This is a genomic window from Massilia antarctica (assembly GCF_015689335.1).
In the GTDB taxonomy this organism is placed as follows: domain Bacteria; phylum Pseudomonadota; class Gammaproteobacteria; order Burkholderiales; family Burkholderiaceae_D; genus Telluria_A; species Telluria_A antarctica.
The window spans coordinates 1,288,645-1,314,634 of sequence record NZ_CP065053.1 but is presented as its reverse complement, the minus strand read 5'-3'; the positions used below and the strand labels follow the sequence as shown (position 1 = coordinate 1,314,634).

At 62.4% G+C, this 25,990-nt stretch carries 21 protein-coding genes and 1 rRNA gene; 13 read left to right on the top strand and 9 right to left on the bottom strand.

Annotated features, from left to right (window positions below; translation table 11 throughout):
• Positions 1-93 precede the first annotated feature (93 nt).
• The 4 genes from rrf to IV454_RS05905 all read left to right on the top strand — a co-directional run bounded on the left by rrf (position 94) and on the right by IV454_RS05905 (position 2,540).
• Positions 94-206 (top strand): 5S ribosomal RNA (gene rrf, locus IV454_RS05920).
• Between the two features lie 430 nt (positions 207-636).
• On the top strand, positions 637-1,422 hold the full coding sequence (locus IV454_RS05915; protein WP_206090719.1) for a hypothetical protein: 786 nt from the start codon (positions 637-639) through the stop codon (positions 1,420-1,422).
• 3 nt (positions 1,423-1,425) lie between these two features.
• On the top strand, positions 1,426-1,578 hold the full coding sequence (locus IV454_RS05910) for a hypothetical protein (RefSeq protein ID WP_206090718.1): 153 nt from the start codon (positions 1,426-1,428) through the stop codon (positions 1,576-1,578).
• 11 nt (positions 1,579-1,589) lie between these two features.
• Positions 1,590-2,540 (top strand): TAXI family TRAP transporter solute-binding subunit, encoded by a 951-nt coding sequence (locus IV454_RS05905; RefSeq protein WP_206090717.1) that lies wholly within the window; start codon positions 1,590-1,592, stop codon positions 2,538-2,540.
• Positions 2,541-2,682: 142 nt separating this feature from the next.
• Here IV454_RS05905 and IV454_RS05900 read toward each other — a convergent pair whose 3' ends face one another.
• Entirely contained in the window at positions 2,683-4,260 is a 1,578-nt protein-coding gene (locus IV454_RS05900) for a M20/M25/M40 family metallo-hydrolase (RefSeq protein WP_229522085.1), read from the bottom strand.
• 280 nt (positions 4,261-4,540) lie between these two features.
• On the bottom strand, positions 4,541-5,758 hold the full coding sequence (locus IV454_RS05895; RefSeq protein WP_229522084.1) for a M20/M25/M40 family metallo-hydrolase: 1,218 nt from the start codon (positions 5,756-5,758) through the stop codon (positions 4,541-4,543).
• 75 nt (positions 5,759-5,833) lie between these two features.
• Between IV454_RS05895 and IV454_RS32720 the strand changes: the two genes are divergently transcribed.
• Both IV454_RS32720 and IV454_RS05890 read left to right on the top strand, forming a co-directional pair.
• Positions 5,834-6,181 carry a hypothetical protein gene (locus IV454_RS32720; protein WP_229522083.1) on the top strand — a complete coding sequence of 116 codons (348 nt, stop codon included), beginning with the start codon at positions 5,834-5,836 and terminating at the stop codon, positions 6,179-6,181.
• Positions 6,182-6,186: 5 nt separating this feature from the next.
• Complete coding sequence (locus IV454_RS05890) at positions 6,187-7,317, top strand: esterase-like activity of phytase family protein (protein WP_229522082.1); 1,131 nt, start codon at positions 6,187-6,189, stop codon at positions 7,315-7,317.
• Between the two features lie 59 nt (positions 7,318-7,376).
• Here the strand turns inward: IV454_RS05890 and IV454_RS05885 are convergent, their stop codons facing one another.
• Entirely contained in the window at positions 7,377-7,937 is a 561-nt protein-coding gene (locus IV454_RS05885; protein ID WP_206090716.1) for an acyloxyacyl hydrolase, read from the bottom strand.
• A gap of 144 nt (positions 7,938-8,081) precedes the next feature.
• On the opposite strand from IV454_RS05885, the gene IV454_RS05880 reads away from it, so the two are divergent.
• A complete protein-coding gene (locus IV454_RS05880; RefSeq protein WP_206090715.1) occupies positions 8,082-9,005 on the top strand; it encodes an NAD(P)-dependent oxidoreductase in 924 nt (307 codons plus the stop codon).
• Here the strand turns inward: IV454_RS05880 and IV454_RS05875 are convergent.
• Complete coding sequence (locus tag IV454_RS05875; RefSeq protein WP_206090714.1) at positions 9,002-10,195, bottom strand: M20 aminoacylase family protein; 1,194 nt, start codon at positions 10,193-10,195, stop codon at positions 9,002-9,004. The two genes, IV454_RS05880 and IV454_RS05875, sit on opposite strands and share 4 nt — an antisense overlap.
• A gap of 151 nt (positions 10,196-10,346) precedes the next feature.
• Between IV454_RS05875 and IV454_RS05870 the strand changes: the two genes are divergently transcribed.
• The 4 genes from IV454_RS05870 (at position 10,347) to IV454_RS05855 (ending at position 17,226) form a co-directional block, all read left to right on the top strand.
• A complete protein-coding gene (locus IV454_RS05870; protein ID WP_206090713.1) occupies positions 10,347-12,425 on the top strand; it encodes a molybdopterin-containing oxidoreductase family protein in 2,079 nt (692 codons plus the stop codon).
• 19 nt (positions 12,426-12,444) lie between these two features.
• Complete coding sequence (locus tag IV454_RS05865; RefSeq protein ID WP_206090712.1) at positions 12,445-13,503, top strand: aminopeptidase; 1,059 nt, start codon at positions 12,445-12,447, stop codon at positions 13,501-13,503.
• 240 nt (positions 13,504-13,743) lie between these two features.
• Positions 13,744-15,426 carry a long-chain fatty acid--CoA ligase gene (locus IV454_RS05860; RefSeq protein ID WP_206090711.1) on the top strand — a complete coding sequence of 561 codons (1,683 nt, stop codon included), beginning with the start codon at positions 13,744-13,746 and terminating at the stop codon, positions 15,424-15,426.
• Between the two features lie 111 nt (positions 15,427-15,537).
• Complete coding sequence (locus tag IV454_RS05855) at positions 15,538-17,226, top strand: long-chain fatty acid--CoA ligase (RefSeq protein WP_206090710.1); 1,689 nt, start codon at positions 15,538-15,540, stop codon at positions 17,224-17,226.
• Between the two features lie 80 nt (positions 17,227-17,306).
• Here the strand turns inward: IV454_RS05855 and IV454_RS05850 are convergent, their stop codons facing one another.
• Both IV454_RS05850 and IV454_RS05845 read right to left on the bottom strand, forming a co-directional pair.
• Complete coding sequence (locus IV454_RS05850; protein WP_206090709.1) at positions 17,307-18,884, bottom strand: alkaline phosphatase D family protein; 1,578 nt, start codon at positions 18,882-18,884, stop codon at positions 17,307-17,309.
• The gene (locus IV454_RS05845) at positions 18,885-19,334 is read right to left on the bottom strand and encodes an acyl-CoA thioesterase (protein ID WP_229522081.1); all 450 of its coding nucleotides are present in this window, start codon (positions 19,332-19,334) and stop codon (positions 18,885-18,887) included. It lies immediately after the preceding gene.
• A 62-nt stretch (positions 19,335-19,396) separates the two neighbouring features.
• Between IV454_RS05845 and IV454_RS05840 the strand changes: the two genes are divergently transcribed.
• Positions 19,397-21,232 carry an ABCB family ABC transporter ATP-binding protein/permease gene (locus IV454_RS05840; protein WP_206090708.1) on the top strand — a complete coding sequence of 612 codons (1,836 nt, stop codon included), beginning with the start codon at positions 19,397-19,399 and terminating at the stop codon, positions 21,230-21,232.
• A gap of 34 nt (positions 21,233-21,266) precedes the next feature.
• Here IV454_RS05840 and IV454_RS05835 read toward each other — a convergent pair whose 3' ends face one another.
• The 3 genes from IV454_RS05835 to IV454_RS05825 all read right to left on the bottom strand — a co-directional run bounded on the left by IV454_RS05835 (position 21,267) and on the right by IV454_RS05825 (position 25,056).
• On the bottom strand, positions 21,267-22,352 hold the full coding sequence (locus tag IV454_RS05835; protein ID WP_054265084.1) for a type II asparaginase: 1,086 nt from the start codon (positions 22,350-22,352) through the stop codon (positions 21,267-21,269).
• Positions 22,353-22,387: 35 nt separating this feature from the next.
• On the bottom strand, positions 22,388-23,671 hold the full coding sequence (locus IV454_RS05830; RefSeq protein ID WP_206090707.1) for a metal-dependent hydrolase family protein: 1,284 nt from the start codon (positions 23,669-23,671) through the stop codon (positions 22,388-22,390).
• 125 nt (positions 23,672-23,796) lie between these two features.
• Positions 23,797-25,056, bottom strand: a complete 1,260-nt coding sequence (locus tag IV454_RS05825; protein WP_054265082.1) for a dicarboxylate/amino acid:cation symporter — start codon at positions 25,054-25,056, stop codon at positions 23,797-23,799.
• Positions 25,057-25,262: 206 nt separating this feature from the next.
• Between IV454_RS05825 and IV454_RS05820 the strand changes: the two genes are divergently transcribed.
• Complete coding sequence (locus IV454_RS05820) at positions 25,263-25,988, top strand: amino acid ABC transporter ATP-binding protein (protein ID WP_206090706.1); 726 nt, start codon at positions 25,263-25,265, stop codon at positions 25,986-25,988.
• The last annotated feature ends 2 nt before the right edge of the window (positions 25,989-25,990 follow it).

The window sequence follows — 25,990 nt, the reverse complement described above, 5'->3', positions numbered from 1 at the left end:
CAGATCACTACCCAAGTAATACAATAAAACGATACTTCTTCCAGATTCAAGCTAGTGCTGCCCGGTCGGGAGCACCAAGCTATACAAGTTATGCCTGATGACCATAGTAAATCGGTACCACCCCTTCCCATCCCGAACAGGACCGTGAAACGATTTTACGCCGATGATAGTGCTGCAACCAGTGTGAAAGTAGGTTATCGTCAGGCTAGTTATAAGAAGAAAACCCCGCAGAAATGTGGGGTTTTTTTTCGTCCGCATTTTCGTAACTTCGGCATTCTCCCTCCCCTCAACCGTACAACAATTGATGCTTGCACATGTCATTTGTCCGGCATGTCATCATCCTGTCATATTACCGTCATATGCTGGAACCCATAAAAACGAGAATAAGGCGGACACAATGAGCGGCAACAAGAACCAGAACACCAACTTCCCCTCCCGGCGAACACGCCCGACACCGCGCGACATGCAAGTGGCGGCGGACACTCCCCCCACTCCGTGCACGAACGTGACCCGTTCTGCGCAATACGACATCAAAGGCATCCCATCGGATGCCTTTTTTTTCGCCCCTGCCACATGCCAGGCGCCGACCTTGGACGCCCCTAGCCTCACGCACATTCAAATCAACCAGGAGACAGCATGAAAAACTTAGTGAGCAACGACTCCGGCCCGGTAACCGAACAGCAGCGCGTCTGGGCAGTGCGCATCGCCGCGGGCGTGGCGGGAACATCGGTGCTGGCTACCCTGGCGCCCATCATCTGGGGCGCCGTCAGCGCCGGCTTGGGCTTGATCGCCCTCGCGCTGATCGGCGCCGTCGGCGTGGCGCTCTTCCAGGCTCTCCCGCTGTTCGGGCAAAAGCTGGAAAACCGCTTGCTCGCGGCGCGCAAAGCGGAAGCCCGCGCCAACCCGATCGAGCAGCTACAGAATTTTTTGCTGCAAAAACGCCAGCGTGTGGTGGCGTTCAAAAAAGCGGTGGTGAACATCGGCGCCCAAATCAAAAGCATGAGCGACATGATCGAGGAACGCAAACGCCAGAAGCCCGGCTACGATGCCAGCCGCCAGGAAAACGCAGTCAAGGCCATGAAAGAAGCGCACGTCCTGCTGGTCGTGAAATACAAAAATGCCGAACTGGCCCTGGTGCAGCTGAGCGAGGTAGTCGAAGACAAAAAATTCGAATGGCGCTTCGGCCAGGCAGGCCAGGCCGCGATCCAGAACCTGAACGCCACCAGCGGCCAGGAACTGCTGAACCAGATGCTGGCCGACGAAGCCTTCGACAGCGTGCGCGACAACTTCAACCAGGTGTTCTCCGAACTCGAAATGGAAGCGGAAAAACTCAGCAGCGCAAAGGAGCTGTCGTTCGACGACGGCATGTCGATCGACCTGAGTGCGATCGGGATTGGCAGTACTGAAAAAGTAAGGAGGTAATCGATGTTCTGGAAATGCATCCGCTGGGGCGGCACCTTGCTCGTGGTCTTGCTCGTACTTGCCGCAGCTTTACTGGCCCCGCATAACGACGACGCAGCAACCCCGGTCCAGCCGGTCGACACGCAGCCGCAGCCAAATAAAAACTTCAACTTCTAAAAAAGGCACATATGAAAACCCGCGTAATGATCTCCCTGATGTTCGGACTGACCGTATCGGCAGCGCAGGCGGCCAAAATGGATGGCGCTCCCGCTGCCCCCTGCGAAGGACTGAAAGTGGCCACCGGCCCCGCCGGCAAAGGTTATTCCAAACTGTACGCCGACCTGGTGCGCGTCTCGAAAAATACCATGCCGCTGTGCGAAGTGAACACCGAAGGCGGCCTGGATAACCTGACCACGCTCTCGATCAAGAAAGCCGATGTCGGCATCGTGCCGATGGACGCCCTCAAGAAAATGGCCGAAGGCGACGCAAATATCGCTTCGCTGATGGTAGTGGCGGCACTGAACAGCAATTACCTGCACATCGTCACCTCCGCCAATGGCCTGATCCTGGAAGGCCCCAAGAAATACGGCGTGCTCAAAGGCGATACCCGGACGGTGCGCATCACCAGGATGTCCGAATTGCGCGGCGCGCCGGTCGCACTGGTCGGCTCGGCTCAGCTGATGGTACGCCAGCTCGATAAGGTCCTCGGCTATAACATGCGCTACATCGACGTCGACAGCGACGCCATCGCGTTTCAAAAAGTCCTCTCGGGCGAGGCTTATGCCGCGTTCTCGGTGGCCGGCTGGCCGCACGGCCAGATCACCCGCCTGGCGCCCAACAGCGGGCTCACCTTGGCCGGCTTCGATGTCCCGATCAGCAGTCCATACAGCGTGCGCCCATACACCTACAAGAATCTCGGCGTCTACAATGTGCAGGCACTGGCGGTACAAAACGTGCTGGTCACGCGCCCGTTCAACGGCGCAAAAATCGGCTATGTGGCTGCGCTCAGGCAAATGCTGGAACGTGAACTGCTGGAACTGAAGGATGGGGATTTTGAACCGGGCTGGAACGAGATCAAATCATTCGAGAGCAAGGTCGAATGGCCACGCTTTGCCGGCCTGCCGCTCAAAAAGAAGTAAAACAGGACGCGCGCCCGCGCACACAAGCCCGCCCTGGCGGGCTTTTTCACGCCCGCGGCACAAACCACATAATGAAAGCTGAAAGCCGCGCGAGTCCATACAGACATGCGCGCGGCCCGGACTGCTCGCCGTCATCCGGCGTTTATTGCGGCTTGTACGTCACTTTCAGGGTATAGCTTGACGACGTATAACCGTTCAACAGCACATACACATCGCCATTGGCCGTCATATTCACCGTGCAGCTTTCCGTGCTGGTGGAGCCATCCGACTTGCAGGTGTAGGACGAGGTGGTTGGCACCGATGTTCTGCGCACATACAGATCCGTGTCGCCGGTTCCGGTGGTGGACGAGACCACCGAGCCGATCGCCGCCTTGAACGGACCGAAGGTCTTCTTCTGGCCCGAGGTCAGGCTGCCCGTAAACGTTTCGGTCTTGTCGCCGCCGCCGACCACGGCGCCATCGCTGCCCAGCTCGATGGCGAACGAGGCCGCCAGCCGCGCAAACTTGAGCGAGTGATTGGCCTGGCCGCCGGCATTGGCGAACGTATCGTTGGCCGTGTGGATATACGGATTATCCTGGGTGAACGAGGTCTCGAACGGCATCGACGTGTAATAACCCTGCGCATTCCATGACGCGTGATCCGAGCAGCCATAACCGCATTTGTCGTAGCCGATGGTCAGGGTCGGCTGATACGTGTTGATCAGCTTGACGACGAAGTCGTTCTGCAGGCTGTCGGTATAGTCGGTATAGATATAAATATCGTTGGCCGAGCCTTTGTAATTGGTCATGTCGAGCTGCATCACCCCGACCACATTCACGTTATTGGCCTTGAAGTTCTGGGCAATCGCTTGCGAACCGCGCAAGCCCACTTCTTCGGCGGCATAACCGATCATCTTGATGGTGCGGCGCGGCTTGTAGCCGTTGGCAATCATCGAGCGCAGCACTTCGGTCATGCTGGCGATACCCGACGCATCGTCATCGGCGCCCGGCGCGCGCGACGATTCACCGGTGCCGGAACCGGCGGTCGAATCGAGGTGTCCGCCCAGCACGATCACCTCGGATGGATTATCCGTCCCGGTAATGGTCAAAATCACCGACTTCTGGTTGTAGCCGGTATGCGCGAATTGCGTCACCGCGATATCGGCGCGGCCGGTTGCCATGCCGGCCCATTTTTGCTTGAGCCAGTTGGACGCATCGGTGCCGCCCGTGGTCGTATAAAAGCGGTTCTGGAACGACGCCAGTTCGCCAATCGTCGTCTCGATATTACCGGCCTGCATTTGCGACAGCACTGGCGCCACCAAGGCCTGGTTGTCGAGCACATAGCTCGGCCGCGCCAGGGTTGCCAGGCTGGCCGTGCTGGCCGGCGCTGCCAGCTTGGCCAGTGCGCGCTTGCCGTCGGCTTCGCTCTCGTGATACATGTAGCCGCCGCAACGCCTGAGTTCCTTGTGGATCGCTGCGTTCAGCTTCAACATCTCTTCTTCGTTCACCTGCACCAGATGAACTTTTTCCGAAGCGACGATACCGGCCTGGTCATTGGTCCTCACAAGCTGACTCTGGCGCGCAATCGCTTGCGGTGCAACTTTCTGCAAATGCGTATAGGCGGCGTCGCCCACGGTGATCCATCCTTTACCGGGGGCGGCGCTCGCGCTCGTCGTTGCCAGCAAGCCGGAAATCAGGACTGCAAGCAGGGCAGGCATCGTGCGACGCTGAAATTGGTGCACTTGATTCTCCATCGGATTTTCCTTTTTTATAGATGGGCGTTGTAGCCCATTTGCCGAGCGATGGCGTGACCGGTGGGTCAGACGGCGCTCATCCAAAAAACAATGCAGCCACAATGGCCGCACCGGTCGGATGCCTGAATTGCATAAACGGTATGCATACTTTGAAAAAATATTATCACGAGGAAGCGGCGCGCAGCGCAGAGTGTCGGATTATGTTCACAGTAAATGTATATATAAATCAATGGCTTACGGCAATTTTATATCTATTGAGCATGAGCCGTTAAGGCTTGGAACTGCCGAGCTCGATTGCAAAGGCCGCAGCCAGCCGGGCGAACTTGAGCGCATGCACGGCTTGCCCGCCGGAGTTCGCGAAGGTATCGTTCTTGCTGTGCATGTAGGGATTGGCTTGCGCCAGCGAGGACTCGAAAGGCATGGACGCGGGGTAGCCTTCGGCATGCCAGGAGGCATGGTCAGAGCAGGCATAACCGCAATCATCGCTACCGACCCGGATCCCCGGCAGGTAGGTGGTGATCAATTTTTTGATGAAATCATTCTGTTCCGCATTGCTGTAATCGCGCAGCAGATAGATATCCTCGTCCGAGCCCTTGTAGTTGATCATGTCCAGCTGCAGCACCCCGACCACCCGGACGCCGGCCTGGCGGAACGCGCGCGCCAGGTCTTGCGAACCGCGCAAGCCCACTTCCTCGGCGGCGTAGGCGATCAGCTTGATGGTGCGGCGCGGCCGGTACTTGCTCTCGCTCAGCGCGCGCAGCACCTCGGTCAGGCCCGCCACGCCGGACGCATCGTCATCGGCGCCGGGGGCTTGCAGCGCGCCCTGTTCCTCCATGGCGTGCGTGTTGATCGAATCGAGATGGGCGCCGAGCACGACGACTTCGTCGGCCAAGTCGGAACCCGCAATCGTTGCAATCACCGATGCCTGCGGGTATCCCGCGTGAGCGAACGTCTCGACCAATACCTTGCCGTGACCTTCACCCACGGCCGCCCAGCCCTGGCGCAGCCACTCGGATGCGCGCGCCCCGTGCGCGGTGTTGTAGAAACGGTCGGGGAAGGCCGCCAGGCCGGCGATAGTGCGCGCGATCTGTTTCGCCTCCATGCGCGCCAGCAGCGGCGTGACCCTGGCCCGGTTGGCGATCCCGTAGGCTGGCGGCACCAAACCGGGCAAGGGTGCCGCCACCGCCTGCGCCAAGCTACGCTGGGCACTGGCTTGATCGGCGTGAAACATGAAGCCCCCACAATGCCCGAGCTTGCCGTGCAGCAGGCGCGCCACTCCGGCCACGTCTTGCGCCGGCACTTCCACCAGCACCACCGGCGCGGTACTGGCAGCCGCGGCGGCGGCGGGCGCATGCAAGCGCATGGCCGGCAGGGCAGGGCGCAGAAGATGGTAAGCCGCTGCGTCCACGGTGAGCCAACTGCTCTCGGCCAGCGTGCGCGGTGCCGCCGCCAACAGTAACGCCATGATCAGAATGCGCATTGTCATGCCCTCCTTCTGCCTGATGGAAAAAGCATACTGCGGCTGTTCAGTAAAAGTTCAATTTCAAATAGAGTAAGCTTGATGTTCGTCAAAAAGCGATGGCATCCCCTTGCTCAGTACACTCCGGCGTCGACCGATCTCCCTGATGAGGCCTGCATGAAATTTCTGCCGCAACTTTTCCTGACCGCCGCCGTGACCGGACTTGCGCCTGCCGCGCAAACCGGCGTGTTTCCCGAGGCCGCCGTGCAAGGGCTCGACGAGGATAACCATCCGTCGAACGGTTTTGAGCTCGCGGGCGACGCAGAAGCGGCGCTGGCCGGCAACGCCATCGGCGGCCCCGCCGTCGAGCACTTTACCCAGTCCACGCCACTCGGCAATGTGGTCGCTAAGGTGATGCGCTATCAGGTCAAGGCGGCGGCCCGTTTCTGATCGGGGTGTTCACCATCGGCAAAAATGGCGCCAGCCTGACCGCCAGCCTGCCGATCAAGGTCGCGCCCGAGGTCAACGCCTCGGGCTTGCCGGTGCCGGCCGGATCGCTCGGCAACTCGGCCGAAATCCCCGTCTTCGATGCCATGAAATTCGATTCCTCAGGCAAGGCGGGTTTCAACGCCGGCGGCATCGACAGCGAAGCCATCGCCCTCGATGCGCGCCGCAAGGCCTTGTGGGTGACGGACGAATACGGCCCCTTCCTGCTCCGGATCGACCCGGCCAGCGGCGTCATCCAGGCCAGGTACGCGCCGGGCAGCGGCTTGCCCGCCATCCTGTCCAGGCGCCGCGCCAACCGCGGCATGGAAGGCATGGCGCTCGACAGCGCCAGCGACAAGATCCATGCCTTCCTGCAAAGTCCGCTCAGCGATGGCAAGGCCCCCTACGCCGTGACCGGCAAGAACGAGCAGGTCGAGCGCTTCGCCCGCTTCATCCGCTGGCTCGAGTTCGATTCCGCAAGCGGCGCGACCACCCGCATGTTCGCCTATCCGCTCGACGCCAAGGACTACGCCGACGGGCGCACCGGCAACGCCAAGCTGGGCGACATGGTGGCACTGGGCAATGGCAAATTCATCGTCATCGAGCAGGGCGCCGGCCCCGGCGGCAAGGTATTCAACAAGCTGATGCTGGTCCAGATCGGCACCGCCAGCAACATCCTGGCGCAGGCCTACAAGCCCGACAGTTCCGACCTGGAAAAAAGCAGCATGAGCGGCGACGCCGTCAACGGCGCCAGCTGGGCAAGTGTGGTGCCCCTGAAAAAGACCTTGCTGTTGGACTTGAACGCGATCGGCTGGCTGGCCGACAAAGCGGAAGGGTTGGCCCTGGTCGATGGCAATACCTTAGCCATAAGCAACGACAACGATGTCGGCATGGCCACCCGGATCACGGGTCCCGATGGCAAGACAGTGGCCGACGCGGATGTCACCAAATGTCATGTGAACGCCGCCGGCGTCCTCATCACCAACAGCGCGCCGGGCTGCGTCGAGGGCAACACGATCCGGGTTGGTCGCGGCGCCGACAAGGAGCGGCCGAGCCTGCTGTGGTTGATCAAGTTCGACAAGGCATTGTCGTCCTACTGATCCGCCAACGAAAAACGGCGCCGGATTCGCATCGGGCGCCGTTCATCAAGCTTGCCGCATCAAAACCGGCGCGAGGCCTTGAGCAGCAGGAAGTTCACGCCACTGTTGGGCTCTTTATAGCCGCCATTCGAGAAGTGCTGGACTTTCATCCCTACATCCCATTGATTCGCGAACACATAGCCCACGCCCAGATGGTCGCCGAACTGGAACGCGGTCGACAGCCGGTTGGAATCGTTGTCGTACAGTTTGGACAGCAAGTTCAGGCCGACACCAGCTTCGGCGTACCAGCCACGCATGTCATCGGCCTGGAAACGGAACACCGGCGTGAAGCCGATATTGGTGATGTTCTGGTGTCGGCCATCGACGTTCTGATACGCATTGCCACGCCATTGCGCGATCGATGCATCCCAGTAACCGCTCACATGGGTACCGTTGGACTGGAACCAGCGCCGCTCCCAATCCTTTTGCACGCCCAAACGCACCATCTGGACCTTGGGGCCACCGCCGAATTCCAGCGAGGCATGATCAACGACTTTATCGGACGCCAATGCTGGCGGCGCCGCAGCCATCGCCGCCAAGGTTGCGAGCGAGGCGCACAGCTTCATATTTAACAGGGACATAGAAGAGCTTTCGTAGATAGGTACGCTAATTCATAATGATTAGCATCGTCATATTGTACCGGCGAAGCAAAAATCGCGCCTTGGACACGTGTGCGCGCAATTTAATTTAATGACATCACTATATAACGACTGCAGGAGGCTGTTTTGACCACGCTCACCATCGCATTTCTCGGCATCGGCCTGATGGGCCAGCCCATGGCCACCCGCCTGGCGCAAGCCGGCTGGACGGTGCATGCCTGGAACCGCTCGCCCGCCAAGGCCGATGCCCTGCGCAGCGCCGGCGCTCACCCCTGTGCCGCGCTGCATGACGCCGTGCGCGCGGCCGATATCGTCATTTCCATGCTGGCATCGGGCGCAGTGGTCGGCGAACTGATCGACGCAGCCCTGCCCAGCCTGCACCCGGGCGCGCTCTGGATCGACATGAGTTCCACCCAGCACGGCGAAGCCCTGGCCTTCCATGCGCGCCTTGCCGCCGCCCGGGTCCGCTTCCTGGATGCGCCCGTCTCCGGCGGCGTGACAGGCGCCCAGGCGGGCAGCCTGGCGATCATGGCCGGCGGCGCCCCCGATGACTTCGCCCAAGCCGAGCCCATCCTGCGCGCGCTGGGACGGCCCACCCTGGTCGGCCCGGCCGGCAGCGGCCAGGTCGCCAAACTGTGCAATCAATTGATCGTGGGGGGCACCCTCAACATCGTGGCCGAGGCGCTGCTGCTGGCGCAGGCTGCCGGCGCCGATCCGGCTGCGGTGCGCGCCGCCATCCGCGGCGGGTTTGCCGAAAGCCGCATTCTCGAACTGCATGGCCAGCGCATGCTGGACCGCAATTTTATTCCCGGCGGTCAAGTGACCAGCCAGCTCAAGGATTTGCAGAATGTGCTGGTGGCCGCAGCCGATGCCGGCCTGGTGCTGCCGCTCACCGCGCTCGTGACCGAGAACTACCGCAGCATTGCCGCGGAGCTGCCGCGTGCCGACCACGCCGCCGCCCTGCTGGCGCTGGAGAAAATGAATCCCGGCCAGCGCCTGGGGACAGCGCCGGACCAGTTGCCGCCGGACCTGGCGCGCGCGCAGCCTTAACCTGGCGCCAGCCGCATTTCCGCCAGCCGCACCCAGTAGCTGGCGCCAATCGGCAGCAGGCTGTCGTTGAAATCGTAGCTGGCGTTGTGCAACTGGCATGGCCCCAGACCGTGACCGCCAGCCCGGTGCTCGCCTTCGCCATTGCCGATGAAGACATAGCAGCCCGGCTTTTCCTGCAGCATGAACGCAAAATCTTCCGCGCCCATGGTCGGCTCGGTGTTGGCATTGACCTTGTCAGCCCCGACCACCGCGCTCATCGCCTCGACCGCATAGCCCGTCTCGCGCGCATGGTTGACCAGCGGCGGATAGTTGCGCTTGAACTGGAAATCGACCGTCGCGTTGAAGCCGGCCGCGCAATGCCGCGCGATCTCGCCCATGCGCTGCTCGATCAGGTCCAGCACCGGCGTGGTGAAGGTGCGCACGGTGCCGATCAGCACCGCCTCGTCGGGAATCACATTGGTGGCGCTGCCCGCATGGATTTGTGTAATCGACAACACCGCCGTATCAAGCGGATTTTTCTCGCGCGACAGAATGGTTTGCCACGCCTGGGCGATCTGCACCGCCACCATGACCGGGTCGATGCCGCGGTGCGGCTGGGCCGCGTGGCAACCCTTGCCCTTGACCACGACGCGGAACTCATTACTGGACGCCATCATCGGCCCCGCCACCACGCCGAACGTGCCCATCGGCATGCCCGGCCAGTTGTGCATGCCATACACGGCATCCATCGGAAACTGCTCGAACAAGCCGTCATCCATCATGCGGCGCGCGCCGCCGCCGCCTTCTTCGGCCGGCTGGAAAATCAGGTACACGGTGCCGTCGAAATGGCGGTGTTTCGCCAGATGATAGGCCGCGCCCAGCAGCATGGCCGTGTGGCCGTCATGGCCGCAGGCGTGCATCTTGCCCGGATGGCGGGAGGCATGGTCGAAGCGGTTGATTTCTTGCATGGGCAAGGCATCCATATCGGCGCGCAGGCCGATCGCGCGCTTGGACGTGCCGTTTTGTATGATTCCCACCACCCCGGTCAGGCCCAAGCCGCGCACCACGGGGATGCCCCATTCGGTCAAGCGGGCCGCCACCACATCCGCGGTGCGGACTTCTTCGTAACACAATTCCGGATGCGCATGCAGGTCGCGCCGGATCTGCTCGAGCGCGCTCTGGAAGGCGATGATCGGTTCAACAAGGTTCATGTCATTCTCCACTGATGCTGGAATGTTAACCCATTTGTCGCACTATTGTCGTCCTTCTGGGGATCGCTCAGGCAGACCGGAATTGGTTCTCATCAACAACCCCGGAATCGTATAAAGTAATGGTTTCAACGCCTGTTTCCCTGGATCGTCAATGACCACCACCCAAGTCCGGGCCACCTGCCCGCACGACTGCCCCGATACCTGCGCCCTGCTCATCACTGTGGAAGATGGCGTCGCCACCGAAGTCAAAGGCGACCCCGACCATCCGACCACGGCCGGCGTGCTGTGCACCAAGGTAGCGCGCTATGCCGAGCGCACCTACCACGCCGAGCGCCTGCTGCATCCCATGCGCCGGGTCGGCAACAAGGGCGAGGGCAAGTTCGAGCGCATCAGCTGGGACGAGGCGATCGACACCATTGCCAGCCGGTTAACAGAGATCGCCGCGCGCGCTCCCCAAGCCATCCTGCCCTACAGCTACGCCGGCACCATGGGCTTGGTGCAGGGCGACTCGATGTCGGCGCGCTTTTTCCACCACCTCGGCGCGTCCTTGCTCGACCGCACCATCTGCGCCACGGCGGGCTTTACCGGCTACAAATACACCATCGGCGCCACCATCGGCACCGATGTCGAGCAATTCCAGGATGCCAAACTGATCATCATCTGGGGCGGCAACCCGATCGCCTCCAACCTGCATTTCTGGATGCGTGTCCAGGAAGCCAAGCGCAAGGGCGCGCGCCTCATCGCGATCGATCCCTACCGTTCCCTGACGGCCGAAAAGTGCCACCAGCACATTGCCCTGCTGCCCGGCACGGATGCCGCGCTGGCGCTGGGCCTCATGCATGTGCTGATCCGCGACAACTTGGTCGACGAGGATTACATCGCCCGCTACACTCTGGGCTACGAGCAACTGAAAGAACGCGCCGCCGAGTGGCCGCCGCAGCGGGTCGCCGAGACTTGCGGCATTTCGGCCGAGGAAGTGGAAAACCTGGCGCGCGAATATGGCGACACGGCGCGGCGCGGCGAACCGGTCGCCATCCGCACCAATTACGGGGTGCAGCGCGTGCGCGGCGGCGGCATGGCTGTGCGCAACATCACCTGCCTGCCGGCCCTGGTCGGCGCCTGGCGCCACCCTGCCGGCGGGGTGCAGCTGTCGGCCTCGGGCTCGTTCCCGGTCAACAAGTCAAAGCTGCAGCGCCCGGACTTGCTCAAGCAGAGCGTGCGCACCATCAATATGACCACCATCGGCGACGACTTGCTGCGCGACACCTCGCCCGCCTTCGGCCCGAAAATCGAGGCCGTGATCGTCTACAACGCCAACCCACTGGCCATCGCCCCCGATTCCGACAAGGTGATGCAAGGCTTCGCGCGCGAGGACTTGTTTACCGTCGTGCTCGAACATTTCCAGACCGACAGTGCCGACTACGCCGACATCCTCTTGCCCGCCACCACGCAACTGGAACACGTGGACGCCCACAATGCTTACGGCCACCTGTACATGATGGCCAACAACGCCGCCATCGCCCCCCTGGGCGAAGCCAAGCCCAACACGGAAATCTTCCGTCTGCTGGCGGCGCGCATGGGCTTTACCGACCCCTGCTTCCAGGAAACCGACGACCAGTTGGCCGCCCAATCGTTCGATGCCAGCCATCCGCGCGCCATCCATTTCGACTGGGATTCGCTCAAGCGCAAGGGCTGGCAAAAGCTGGCCATGCCGGACGCGCCGTTTGCCGAAGGCGGTTTTCCCACGCCATCGGGCAAGTGCGAATTCTATTCGGCCAGCATGCTCGCCGATGGGCTCGACCCGCTGCCGACCCACATTCCACCCTACGAATCGGTGGCCAGCAACCCGGCATTGGCGGCAAAATATCCGCTGGCCATGATTTCCCCGCCGGCGCGCAATTTCCTGAACTCGACCTTCGTCAATGTGACCAGCCTGCGCGCGACCGAAGGCGAACCGCACCTCGACATCCATCCCGACGATAGCGCCGCACGTGGCATCGGGCATGGCCAGATGGTGCGCATCTTCAACGACCGCGGCTCGTTTGTCGCGCGCGCGCGGGTCACGCCGAAAGCGCGCGCCGGCCTGGTGGTGGGCCTGTCGGTATGGTGGAAGAAACTGTCCAGCGATGGCAAGAACGCCAATGAAGTGACCAGCCAGCGCCTGACCGACATGGGGCGCGCGCCGACGTTTTACGATACCTTGGTCCAGGTGGAAAAACTGGCGGCCTAGAATCCCAAGGGGGTGCAGGATGAAACTGAGCAGACGGGCCCGGAACGGCCTGATGGTGGGCACGGCAGCGTTGCTGCTGGCCAGTTGTTCCAGTCTGAACTATTACCGCCAGGCCGCCCAGGGCCAGCTGACCCTGCTTTCCGATGCGCGCCCCATCGATGACTGGCTCAATGACCAGGCCACCGACGCCAAATTGCGCGTGCGCTTGGCCACGGCGCGCCAGATCCGCACCTTCGCCATCAAGGAACTGGGCCTGCCCGACAACAACAGCTACAAGAATTACGCGGCCCTGACCCGGCCTTTCGTCCTGTGGAATGTGGTGGCCGCGCCCGAACTGTCGCTCAAACCCATCCAGTGGTGCTTTCCGGTGGCCGGTTGCGTCAGCTACCGCGGCTATTACAGCAAGGACGATGCCGTCGACTACGCGCGTGAATTGCGCGCCGAAGGCAACGATGTCTCGGTCGGCGGCGTGCCGGCCTATTCCACCCTGGGCTGGTTTAACGACCCGCTGCTGTCGACCTTCATCCACTACCCGGACGCCGAACTGGCACGCCTGATCTTCCACGAACTGTCGCACCAGGTGGTGTACGTGGCGGGCGACTCGCAATTTAACGAATCCTTCGCCAGCACGGTGGAAGAGGCCGGTGTCGAGCGCTGGCTCAGCGGTTACGGCAATGAAGTCATGCGCGACAATTACCTCAAGATTTCGGCGCGCAAGAAACAATTCCTGGCATTGCTGCTGGGCTGTCGCGATGCGCTGGCAACAAGCTACGCCTCCAAAATCAGCATCGCGGAAAAGCGCGCCGCCAAGGTCCGCCTGTTCAAGCAGTTGCAGGACGACTACCAGCTGCTCAAGGCCAGCTGGGGCGGCTACACGGGCTACGACCGTTTCTTCGCCGAACCGCTGTCCAATGCCCATCTGGCCTCGATCGCCACCTACAACGATTTCATTCCCGCTTTCCGCGCGCTGCTGGCCCGCGAAAAGACGTTTCCCCGTTTCTACGCCGCCGCCAAAGCCCTGGCGGAGCTCGACCGTGAAGAGCGCCACCGCCGCCTGAAAGCGCTTGCCGGCGCCTGAACGGCAGCCGCCGGTTTTCTTCCATACCAATGGGTGTTGCGGCACCGCACCAAAAATAGCGTGCATCAAGCCTGTCTGAAATAGCAGCAAAAGCGCTTGCATCGGAGCGCATCGCCCGATAGCATCACAGACAGCGTAATAAAGCGCACGCTCGGTTTATTTTTTTTGAGCGAAAAAAATACTGGTCGGCAATGTGCGCCGAATCCATATAACGATAATATTCTGAGACAGAGGCACACGATGGACAAGATTTGGCTGAAATCCTATCCCGGCAACGTCCCTGCGGAGATCGATCCCGACCAGTACGGCTCGCTAGTTCAATTACTGGAAGAATCTTTCCAGAAATTCGCGACGCGCAATGCCTACGTGTGCATGGATAAATTCCTCACCTACGGCGAGCTCGACCAGTATTCGACACGCATGGCGGCCTGGCTCCAGAGCCGCGGCCTGTCCAAGGGGGCGCGCGTGGCGGTGATGATGCCCAACGTGCTGCAATACCCGATCGCCATCGCCGCCATCCTGCGCGCCGGCTACACCGTGGTCAACGTCAACCCGCTGTACACGCCGCGCGAACTGGAGCACCAGCTCACCGATTCGGGCAGCGAAGCGATTGTCGTCCTGGAAAATTTTGCCCATACGCTCGAACAAGTCCTCACTAAGACCCCGGTCAAGCACATCGTCGTGGCCAGCATGGGCGAATTGCTGGGCGGCGCCAAGGGCATGCTCGTCAATTTTGTGGTGCGCAACATCAAGAAAATGGTGCCGGCGTTTTCGCTGCCCAACGCCGTGCGCTTCAAGGATGTGCTCGCGCAAGGCGAGAAAATGACATTTACGCCGGTCAAGGCCAGTTCCGCGGACGTCGCCTTCCTGCAATACACGGGCGGCACCACGGGCGTGTCCAAGGGCGCGACCCTGACCCACCGCAACATCATCGCCAACGTGCTGCAAAGCGAAGCCTGGTCGCAACCGGCGCTGCTCAAGGCGCCCGTGGTCGAGCAGGTGGTGATTGTGTGCGCGCTGCCGCTGTACCATATCTTTGCGCTGACCTGTTGCGCGATGTGGGGCATGCGGGTCGGCGCCCTGAATATCCTGATTCCCAATCCGCGCGATATCGGCGGCTTTATCAAGGAATTGTGCAAATACAAGATCAACATGCTCCCGGCGGTCAATACCCTGTATAACGCGCTGCTCAACCATCCCGATTTCACCAAGGTCGATTTCTCGGGCCTGAAGATTTCCAACGGCGGCGGCATGGCCACCCAGCAGATCGTCAACGACAAATGGAAAAAGGCCACCGGCACCTGCATCATCGAAGGCTACGGCTTGTCCGAAACGTCACCGGTCGCCACCTGCAACCGTTCCGACCTGACCGAATTCACGGGCCACATCGGCATGCCGGTGCCATCGACCGACATTGCGATCCTCGACGATGACGGCAAGCCGGTGGCCCAGGGCCAGCCGGGCGAAATCGCGATCCGCGGTCCGCAGGTCATGGCCGGCTACTGGAACCGTCCGGATGAAACGGCCAAGGTCATGACGGCCGACGGATTCTTCAAATCCGGCGACGTCGGCGTGATGGACGAGCACGGATTCGTAAAAATCGTGGACCGCAAAAAGGATATGATCCTGGTCTCGGGCTTCAATGTGTACCCCAACGAGCTCGAAGAAGTCATCGCCAAACACCCTGGTGTGCTCGAATGCGCCTGTATCGGCGTGCCGGACGAGCATTCCGGCGAGGCGGTCAAGGTCTTCGTGGTGCGGAAAGACCCGACCCTGACGGTGGAACAATTGATGGCTTACTGCAAACAGGAATTCACCGGCTATAAAAAGCCGAAGTACATCGAATTCCGCAGCGAGCTTCCGAAAACCAACGTCGGCAAAATCCTGCGCCGCGTGCTGCGCGACGAAAAGAAGGCGGCGTAAGCGCTGCCCGCCGTATCGCATCAGGCAAAAAGCATATTCGCTGATTTAGCGGCACGACCGCCTGCGGGCGGTCGTTTGCATTCACAGTCATAGTTAACAGACGAGGCATAGATGGACAAGTTTTGGCTCAAGTCGTACCAGCAGGGCGTACCCGCGGAGATCGATTACACGCAATACCGCTCGCTGACCCACCTGCTGGAGGAAGCATTCCGCAAGTATGCCGACCGCAAGGCCTACGTTTGCATGGACAAGTCCATCACCTACGCCGAGCTGGACCGCATGTCGGCGCAGATGGGCGCCTGGCTGCAAAGCCGCGGCCTGAAACCCGGCGCGCGCGTGGCGATCATGCTGCCCAACGTGCTGCAGTATCCGGTAGCCATGGCCGCCGTGCTGCGCGCCGGCTACGTGATCGTCAACGTCAACCCGCTCTACACCCCGCGCGAGCTGCAGCACCAGATGATCGACTCGGGCGCCGAAGCCATCATCGTGCTGGAAAACTTCGCCCACACCGTGCAGGAAGTGCTGGCCAAGACCCAGGTCAAGCACGTCATCCTGGCCACCATGGGCGACCTGCTCGGGCCCCTGAAAGGCATGATCGTCAACCTGGTGGTGCGCAAGGTCAAAAAACTGGTGCCGTCCTTTTCGTTGCCGGATTCGGTCCCGTTCAACAAGGTGCTGTCCGAAGGCGCGCGCCTCGCGCTCGCGCCGGCGACCCTGGGCCATGACGACATCGCCTTCCTGCAGTACACCGGCGGCACCACGGGCGTGTCGAAAGGCGCGGTCCTGCTGCACCGGAACGTGATCGCCAACGTGCTGCAGAACGAAGCCTGGCTGCAGCCGACCCTCGACACCCTGCCGAAGGACCAGCAGCTGCAGTTCGTCTGCGCGCTGCCGCTGTACCACATCTATTCGCTCACCGTGTGCGCGCTCATGTCCACGCGCCTGGGCGGAATGAACCTGCTCATTCCGAACCCGCGCGACATGCCGGGCTTCGTCAAGGAGTTGAGCAAATACCGCATCAATATCTTCCCGGCCGTGAACACCCTGTACAACGGCCTGCTCAACAACGCCGAATTCGCCAAGCTCGATTTTTCCAGCTACAGGATTTGTAACGGCGGCGGCATGTCGGTGCAGCAGTCCGTGGCCGACCGCTGGCTCAAGCTGACCGGCACCCCGATCATCGAAGGCTACGGCATGTCCGAAACGTCGCCGGTGGCCACCGCCAACCGCTGCGACATCAAGGAATTCACCGGCTCGATCGGCCTGCCGTATCCATCGACCGACATCGCCATCCTCGACGACGACGGCAACCATGTTGCGCTGGGCGAGCGCGGCGAAATCGGCATCCGCGGCCCGCAGGTCATGGCCGGCTACTGGAAGCGCGACGACGAAACCGCCAAGTCGATGACGGCCGACGGCTTCTTCAAGACCGGCGACATCGGCATCATGGACGAGCGTGGCTACACGAAAATCGTGGACCGCAAGAAGGACATGATCCTGGTATCGGGCTTTAACGTCTATCCGAATGAAATCGAAAGCGTGATCTCGTCGCATCCCGGCGTGCTCGAATGCGCGTGCATCGGTGTGCCGGACCATAATTCGGGCGAAGCGGTCAAGCTGTTCGTGGTGCGCAAGGACCCGAACCTGACCGCCGAAGACCTGCTCGAATTCTGCAAGGAGCAGCTCACGGCCTACAAAAAGCCGAAGTACATCGAGTTCCGCACCGAGCTGCCCAAGACCAACGTCGGCAAGATCCTGCGCCGTGAACTGCGCGAGCCGGTGCCTGCCGCAGCCGCTTAACCCGCCGTCCGCAACTGGACCCGCTTCCCTCAGCTCCGTCCTTCCTGCCAGTGGCAGGAAGTCGGTTCTGAAGGTTCCGGTTATATCTGACGCGCTCCCGGCTTGCCGCTGGCGACTTCAAACGCCGCCAAGGTCGCCTTCCCCGACTGCGCGTTGCGCACATCATCGAGCCCGACGAAGGTGGTCGTGGTCTTCGCCGGCGTCACCTCCATCAGCATGAACCCGCGCTTGTCGCTGCGGCCATACTTCACGTGCCGGTTCATCTCCAGGTATTGCAGGGTGCGCGCCTGCGGGCGCGAGCTTGACGTCACCGACGTGCCGCAAAACTCGGTCGCGATGACCGGATTGTTTTTCGACGCGGGCCGGTTGAAGTCATTCTGCAAATCCGACGCGTAAAACGTGTGCACGTCCCCCGCCAGCACCACCGGATTGGCCGCCCCGCTTTTGCCCAAGGTATCGAACAGGCGCCGGCGCGCCAGCGGATACCCATCCCACCCGTCATTCCAGAAGCGCCCGTCGCCCGGTTTCACGATCGGCACCTGGGTCGATTGCGCCATCGGCGTTTGCTGCGCGATCAGGTTCCAGCGCGCCTTCGATGTGCTCAAGCCCTCGGCCAGCCAGGCTTCCTGCTCGCCGCCCAGCATCGAACGGCGCGAGTCGCGCAGGGCCGCGCAGGCGCGCGTGACCGAACTCGAACCGCCCCGTCCAGCCGGTGGGCAGGCATGCGTGGCGCGGTACTGGCGGTCGTCCAGCACATGAAAGCGCGCCAGCCGCCCCCAGTCGTAGCGCTGGAACATGCGCATGCCGGCATAGTCGCCCGGCCGCGCCAGCACCAGGCGCAGCGGCATATGTTCGTAAAATGCCTGATAGGCCGCCGCGCGCCGCAGGGCAAACGCCGGATCGAGCCGCTCGTCGCGGTCGGCTGCGTAATCGTTGGCCACCTCGTGGTCGTCCCAGGTCACGATCCACGGCGCCGCCAGGTGTGCGCCCTGCAGGTCGGCGTCGCTCTTGTACTGGGCGTAGCGGGCGCGGTACTCGGCCAGCGAAAACGATTCCGACGTGCGCAGCGCCGACTGCGGATGGCTTAACTTGTAGGGTCCCCACTCATAGATATAGTCGCCTAAAAACGCCACCAGGTCCGGCGCTGCGGCCGCGATGTGGCGGTGCGCGGCGTAGCTGCCGAACTCCCAGTGCTGGCACGACGCCACCGCCAGTGTCAGCGCGGCGGGCAGGCTGTCGGCGGCCGGTGCGGTGCGGGTGCGCCCCACCGGGCTGACCGCCTCGCCCAGCATGAAGCGGTACCAGTACCAGCGGCCCGGCGCCAGGCCGCGCACGTCCACGTGCACGCTGTGAGCCAGCGCCGGCAGCGCGCTGGCCGTACCCTTGGCCGCGATGCGGGTGAACGCTTCGTCCTGCGCCACTTCCCAGCGCACCGCAAAGGCGACCGGCGGCGTGGCAGCGGCGTTCAACGGGTCGTTCAGGATGCGGGTCCACAGCACCACTGAATCGGGCAAGGGAGAGCCGGAGGCGACCCCCAGGCTGAAAGGATAGTCGGTGCCGGGCGCGCGCGCGTGGGCGCCCGCCATGGTGGTGCCGCCGGCCGCCAGCGCCGCCCGCAGCCCCGCGTGTTGCAGGAAGAGGCGGCGCTGCGCGTCCACTTACCGGTCTTGCGGGAACATCAGCTCGTCGAGCGGCGGCACCTTGCGCGGCTTGCGGTCGTCGCCGGTGGCGACGTAGGTCAAGGTGGCCTCGGTCACCTTCACGGTGTTGGCCTGCAGGCGGTTACGCTCGGCATAGACTTCCACGTACACGGTGATCGAGGTGTTCCCGACTTTGGTGATCTCGGCGTAAAAAGACAGCAGATCGCCGACGAACACCGGATTTTTGAAGACGAAAGAGTTCACCGCCACGGTGGCGACGCGCCCGTTGGAGCGCCGGGTGGCCGGCAGCGAACCGGCGATGTCGACCTGCGCCATGATCCAGCCGCCGAACACATCACCGTAGACATTGGCGTCGGACGGCGCGGGCATGACGCGCAGCTCGGGCATTTTGCCGGCTGGGAGTCCACGGGTGGCGGGAACGGGTACGGCGTTTTCTGGCGTGGTCATCGTGAATTCTCTTGAAAGGCTACAATCGACCGGAATTGAACCACAAATCCCAGAGCTCCGCCATGCGCCGTAATTCTTCGCCTCCGCCCCCCGTCGACCCGAACGCCCCGCCACGCAGCGACTGGGGCACCTTGACAACCCTGATTCCCTACCTGTGGGTGTATAAATGGCGCGTGATGGCGGCCCTGGCCTGCCTGATCGGGGCCAAGCTGGCCAACGTCGGCGTGCCGCTGGTGATGAAAAAGCTGATCGACCAGCTCACCATCAATCCATCGAGTCCGCATGCGCTGCTGGTGCTGCCGCTCGGCGCGCTGGTCGCCTACGGCGTGCTGCGCCTGTCGACCACCGTATTTACCGAGCTGCGCGAATTTTTGTTCGCGCGCGTCACCCAGCGCGCCGTGCGCACCATTGCGCTGCGCGTGTTCCGCCACCTGCACGCACTGTCGCTGCGCTTTCACCTGAACCGCCAGACCGGCGGCATGACGCGCGACATCGAGCGCGGCACGCGCGGCGTCAGCTCGCTCATCTCCTACACCCTGTTCAATATTTTGCCGACCCTGGTCGAGATCACCTTGGTGCTGGGTTACCTGGTCACCCACTACGACATCTGGTTCAGCGCGATCACGGGCGTGGCGCTGGTGACCTACATCGCCTTCACCATCATCGTCACCGACTGGCGCACCCACTTCCGGCGCACCATGAACGATCTCGATTCCAGGGCCAACACCAAGGCCATCGACTCGCTGATCAACTACGAAACCGTCAAATACTTCGGCAACGAGGATTACGAAGCGGCGCGCTACGACGAAGGCCTGAAAAGCTACGAGAACGCCGGCGTCAAGTCGCAAACCTCGCTGTCGGTGCTCAACACCGGGCAGTCGCTGATCATCGCCACCGCCGTCACCCTGATCCTGTGGCGCGCCACCGAAGGCGTCATCGCCGGCACCATGACCCTGGGCGACCTGGTACTGGTGAACTCCTTCATGATCCAGCTGTACATTCCGCTCAACTTCCTCGGCGTGATCTACCGCGAAATCAAGCAAAGCCTGGCCGACATGGAGCGCCTGTTCTCGCTGCTGGACCAGAACCGCGAAGTGGCCGACAGCCTTGATGCGAAAGCGCTGGTCACGCACGGCGCCCAGGTCGCGTTTTCGAACGTGAACTTCAGCTATGAAGCCAAGCGCCAGATCTTGTTCGATGTCGACTTCACGATTGCGGCCGGCACCACCACCGCCGTGGTGGGCCACAGCGGCTCGGGCAAGTCGACCTTGTCGCGCCTCCTGTTTCGCTTTTACGACGTCAATAGCGGCAGCATCACCGTCGACGGCCAGGACCTGCGCAACGTCACCCAGGAGTCGCTGCGCAGCGCCATTGGCATCGTGCCGCAGGATACGGTGCTGTTCAACGACACCATCGAATACAACATCGCCTACGGCAAGCCGGGAGCGGGCAAGGAGGCCATCGTGGCCGCCGCGCGCGCCGCATCGATCCACGACTTCATTGAATCCTTGCCGGACGGTTACGCCACCATGGTGGGCGAACGGGGGCTGAAACTGTCGGGCGGCGAAAAGCAGCGCGTGGCCATTGCGCGCACCCTGCTCAAGGACCCGGCCATCCTGATCTTCGACGAAGCCACGTCCGCGCTCGACTCCAAGGCCGAACAGGCGATCCAGGCGCAGTTGAAGGAAATCGCGAAGAACCGCACCACCCTGGTCATCGCGCACCGCCTGTCGACGGTGGCCGACGCCGAGCAAATCCTGGTGCTCGATCACGGGCGCATCGTGGAACGGGGAACGCATCAGGCGCTGCTGGCCGCGAACGGCTTGTATGCCCAGATGTGGGAACGCCAGCAGGCCAAACAGGAAGAAGAGGCGGCGTCGCCGCTCGAAGTGGAGTAAGCGGGTGGGCGCGCTGTGCCCACCCTTGAAGCAGTTAGTACGTGTAGAACATGCGCTGGATTTCCTTGGTGTTGCTGGTCTTGGTCAGCGCCAGCATCAGCAGGATGCGCGCCTTTTGCGGATTGAGGGTATCGGCCGCCACGAAGTCCAGTTCATCGTCATTCGCTTCGCCGTTGCGCGCCAAGATCCCCTGACCCACGCGGCTTGCGCGCACGATGACCGCGCCCTTGGCGCGCGCCGCTTTCAGCGACGGCACCACTTTGCTGGCCAGGCTGCCGTCGCCCACGCCGGCGTGGATGATGCCCTTCGCGCCAGCCGCCATGAAGGCGTCGAGCGCCACCGGATTCATGTTCGCGTAGCCGTACACAATGTCGACCTGCGGCAGCGATTGCAGCGCGCCGATATCGAACTCGGTCTCGGTGGTGTGCTTGCGCAGCGACTGGCGATAGAAGAAAGGTTTGCTGCCCTGGATATAGCCCAGGAAGCCAAATTCGGGGGTGCGGAAGCTGTCCAGGGTCGAGGTATTGACCTTGGTGACATCTCGCCCGGCCTGGATCTGGTCGTTCATTGCCACCAGCACGCCCTTGCCGACGGCCTCCGGACTGGCTGCCAGCAGCACCGCGTTATACAGGTTGATCGGACCGTCGGCCGACAGCGCGGTCGATGGCCGCATCGCGCCGACCAGCACCACCGGTTTGCGGCTCTTGACCACCAGGTCCAGGAAATACGCGGTTTCTTCCAGGGTGTCGGTGCCGTGTGTGATCACGACGCCATCGACGTTGTTCTGCGCCAGCAGCACGTTGACCCGCTTGGCCAGGGTCAGCCAATGTTCGTTGCTCATGTTCTCGCTGGCGATCTGGAACACCTGTTCGCCGGTGACATTGGCCACCTTGGCCAGTTCCGGCACCGCCTTGATCAGGTTTTGCACGCCCACCGTGGCGGCGGTGTAGCCCACCGTGGTGGTGCTGCTCGCGCCCGTGCCGGCGATGGTGCCGCCGGTGGCCAGGATGGTCACGTTGGCCAGCTTCGGCGCGGCGGTTTCCGCTTGTACGGCCCCTGTCACCGCCACCAGCAGGGCGAACAGGGCAATCATCGATTGCGTGGTTTTTTGGTACAGCATGGGTTCTCCTTGGGGTTTCGCGTTGTATGGTGCGGTCATGGTTGTTTGTAGACGACGCCATCCTTCATCACAAAGCGCACCTGCTGCATGAGCGCGATGTCGCGCAGCGGGTCGCCCGTGACGGCGATGATGTCGGCCGCGTAGCCCGGTTCCACGGAACCCAGGCGTGTGCCTTGGTCGAGCAGGGCGGCGGCGCCCACGGTGGCCGAGCGGATCGCTTCGAGCGGCGGCATGCCCGCTTCGACCATGTAGGCGAACTCCCTGGCGTTCTCGCCGTGCGGGTACACCCCGGCGTCGGTGCCGAAGGCGATCTTCACGCCGGCCTTGTAAGCGCGCGCGAAGGTGGCCTGGATCTGCGGGCCGATGGCCGCCGCCTTGGGGCGCACCAGCGGCGAATAGTAGTCAGGGTCCCTGGCCTTGTCGGCCACGTAGCGCCCGGCCGACAGGGTGGGCACGAACCAGGCGCCGTGCTTCTTGAACAGGGCAATGGCCTCGTCGTCCATCAGGGTGCCATGTTCGATCGAATCGACCCCGGCGCGCAGCGCGCGCTTGATGCCCTCGGTGCCGTGCGCATGGGCCGCCACGCGAAAGCCGTAGTCCCTGGCGGTGCTGACGATGACGCGCAGTTCGTCCTCGGTGTACTGGGGGTTTTGCCCGTTGCGTGCCTGGCTCAACACCCCGCCGGTGGCGGTGACCTTGATCAGGTCCGCGCCTTCCTTGTAGCGCGCGCGCACCGCTTCGCGCGCGCCGTCGGCGCTATTGACCACGCCTTCGTTGGGGCCTGGCGTGCCAAGCGCTTGACTGAAGCGCTGGGAATAATTATTGGTCGGGTCGGCGTGCCCGCCGGTGGTGGCGATCGATTTCCCCGACGTGAACATGCGCGGGCCGGGAATGCTGCCGGCCGCGATGGCGCGTTTGAGCGCGACGTTCAGGCCATCGTCCGCACCGAGGTCGCGCACCGTGGTGAAACCTGCCTTCAGGGTGCGCTCGGCGTAGGCGACGGAGCGGTAGGCATGGTCGGCCGGGTTCAGGCTGATGGTGTCGCGCAGGGCGTCGGCCTGCTTGCGGGTTTCGCCGGTCAGGTGCACGTGCATGTCGATCAGTCCGGGCAGGCAGGAGTGGGCCGACAGGTCGATGTGGCCGGGACCCGGCACCAGCGGGCCGACCGACGTGATCGAGCCATCCTCGATGACGATGCTCACCTTGTCGCGCCAGGCGCCGCTCTTCACATCGAGCAGGCGGGCGCAATCGACGGTCTGGGTGGCCGCTTGCGCACTGCCGCAAGCGAGCAAGATAGCGATGGCGGACAGCTTATGCAAGGCGCTTCTCCCGGAAGAAATAATGGCAAAAGAGCATACACGAAAACGGTAGGCGCAAGTGCAGGCGGCCCAAATGCAAAGGGCGGAAAAGCTGTGCTTTTCCGCCCTGACAAGCGCGAACGACCTTATTTGAACGGCGCGGCGGCCGGTTCGACCGCACTCGGGTCGCTCAATTCGCCCTCCCACTTGGCCACCACCGCGGTGGCGATGGCGTTGCCGATCACGTTGGTGGCCGAACGCGCCATGTCGAGGAAGTGGTCGATACCCAGCAACAGCAGCAGGCCCGCTTCAGGAATGTTGAACTGGCCCAGGGTGGCGGCGATCACCACCAGCGACGCGCGCGGCACGCCGGCCATGCCTTTGGACGTGAGCATCAGCACCAGCATCATGGACAGCTGGGTCGAGAGCTCCATCTCGATGCCATAAGCCTGGGCGATGAACACGGTCGCGAAGGTGCAGTACATCATCGAGCCATCGAGGTTGAACGAATAACCGATCGGCAGCACGAACGCGGCGATGCGGTTGCGCACCCCGAAGCGCTCCAGGCCTTCCAGGGTCTTTGGAAACGCCGCTTCCGACGAGGCGGTGGAAAACGCCAGGATGGTCGGCTCGCGCACTTCGCGCAACAGCGCAAATACGCGCGGACCAAGGAACAGGAAACCGGCAATCGTCAGCGCCACCCACAACACGCCGATAGCGATGTAGAACTCGCCCATGAAGATGCCGTAGGTGGACAGGATGCCGACGCCGCTCTTGGCGATGATGCCGGAGACGGCCGCGAACACCGCGATCGGCGCCAGGTTCATCACGTAGCCGGTCACCTTGAGCATGACGTGGGCGACACCGTCGATGGCTTCGATCATCGGGTTGGCGCGCGCGCCGACCGCCGCCGCCGCAGTGCCGAAGAACAGCGAAAAGATCACGATCTGCAGGATTTCGTTCTTGGCCATGCCGTCCACGATCGACGACGGCACCAGGTGGGTGACGAATTCCTTGAGCGTCAGGCTGCTGGTGACGATGCCCGACACCGCGCCGGCGGCCGGCAGGTGCGCCACCATGGCGTCGCCGGGACGGAACAGGTTGACCAGGATCAGGCCGAGCGAGAGCGACATGATCGAGGCGAGCACGAACCAGCCCAGCGCCTTGGCGCCGATGCGGCCCACTTCATTGGCGTCGCCCATCTTGGCGATGCCGACCACCAAAGTCGAGAACACCAGCGGCGCGATGATCATCTTGATCAGGCGCAGGAACAGGGTAGTCACCAGCGACATGTAGTCGGCGAAAGAAGCCGGGTTGGCCATGGAGACGTTGATGGCATAGCCTGCCACCACCCCGAGCACGAGTGCCAGCAGGATGTAGAGGGTGAGGCGATTTTTCTGGTTCATGGGCTGTGCGTCCTGTATTTGAGTCGATTCGTCGTCGAAAGGGGGGCCGCGGAAATCCGGTCTCCCTGCGTTCTCGGGCAAAATAGCGGTATTTTGTGAGCGAACCAGCCAGTAAGTGATGATTTTATTGGCAAGTTCCGCAGTATCCTAGGGGGCGCAGGTGCTGTCAAGCTCGCACCTTCCCCATCAGAACAGACGAAAACAACATGATCGAACTAAAAAATGTCAGCAAGTGGTATGGCCAGTTCCAGGTACTGACCGACTGTACCACGCAGGTGGGCAAGGGCGATGTGGTGGTCATTTGCGGGCCATCGGGCTCCGGCAAATCGACCCTGATCAAGACCGTCAACGGGCTCGAACCGTTCCAGCAGGGCGAGGTACGGGTCGACGGCATCGCCGTGGGCGACAAAAAGACCGACCTGTCGGCACTGCGCGCGCGCATCGGCATGGTGTTCCAGAATTTCGAGCTGTTTCCGCACCTGTCGGTACGCGAAAATCTGACACTTGGCCAGACCCGGGTGCTCGGCCGCAGCCTGGAAGAGGCCACCGCCAAGGGCTTGCAGTACCTGGACCGGGTGGGCCTCTTGGCGCAGCAGGATAAATATCCGAACCAGCTCTCGGGCGGGCAGCAGCAGCGCGTGGCGATCGCGCGCGCCCTGTCGATGGACCCGATCGCCATGCTGTTCGACGAGCCCACCTCCGCGCTCGACCCGGAAATGATCAACGAAGTGCTCGACGTGATGGTCGGCCTGGCGCAGGACGGCATGACGATGATGGTCGTTACCCACGAAATGGGCTTTGCGCGCAAGGTGGCCGGACGCATCCTGTTCATGGATCACGGGCGTATCGTCGAAGACAGTCCGACCCAGGAGTTTTTCACCGCGCCCCGTTCCGAGCGCGCGCGCGAGTTTTTGGCGAGGATTATTCATTAATC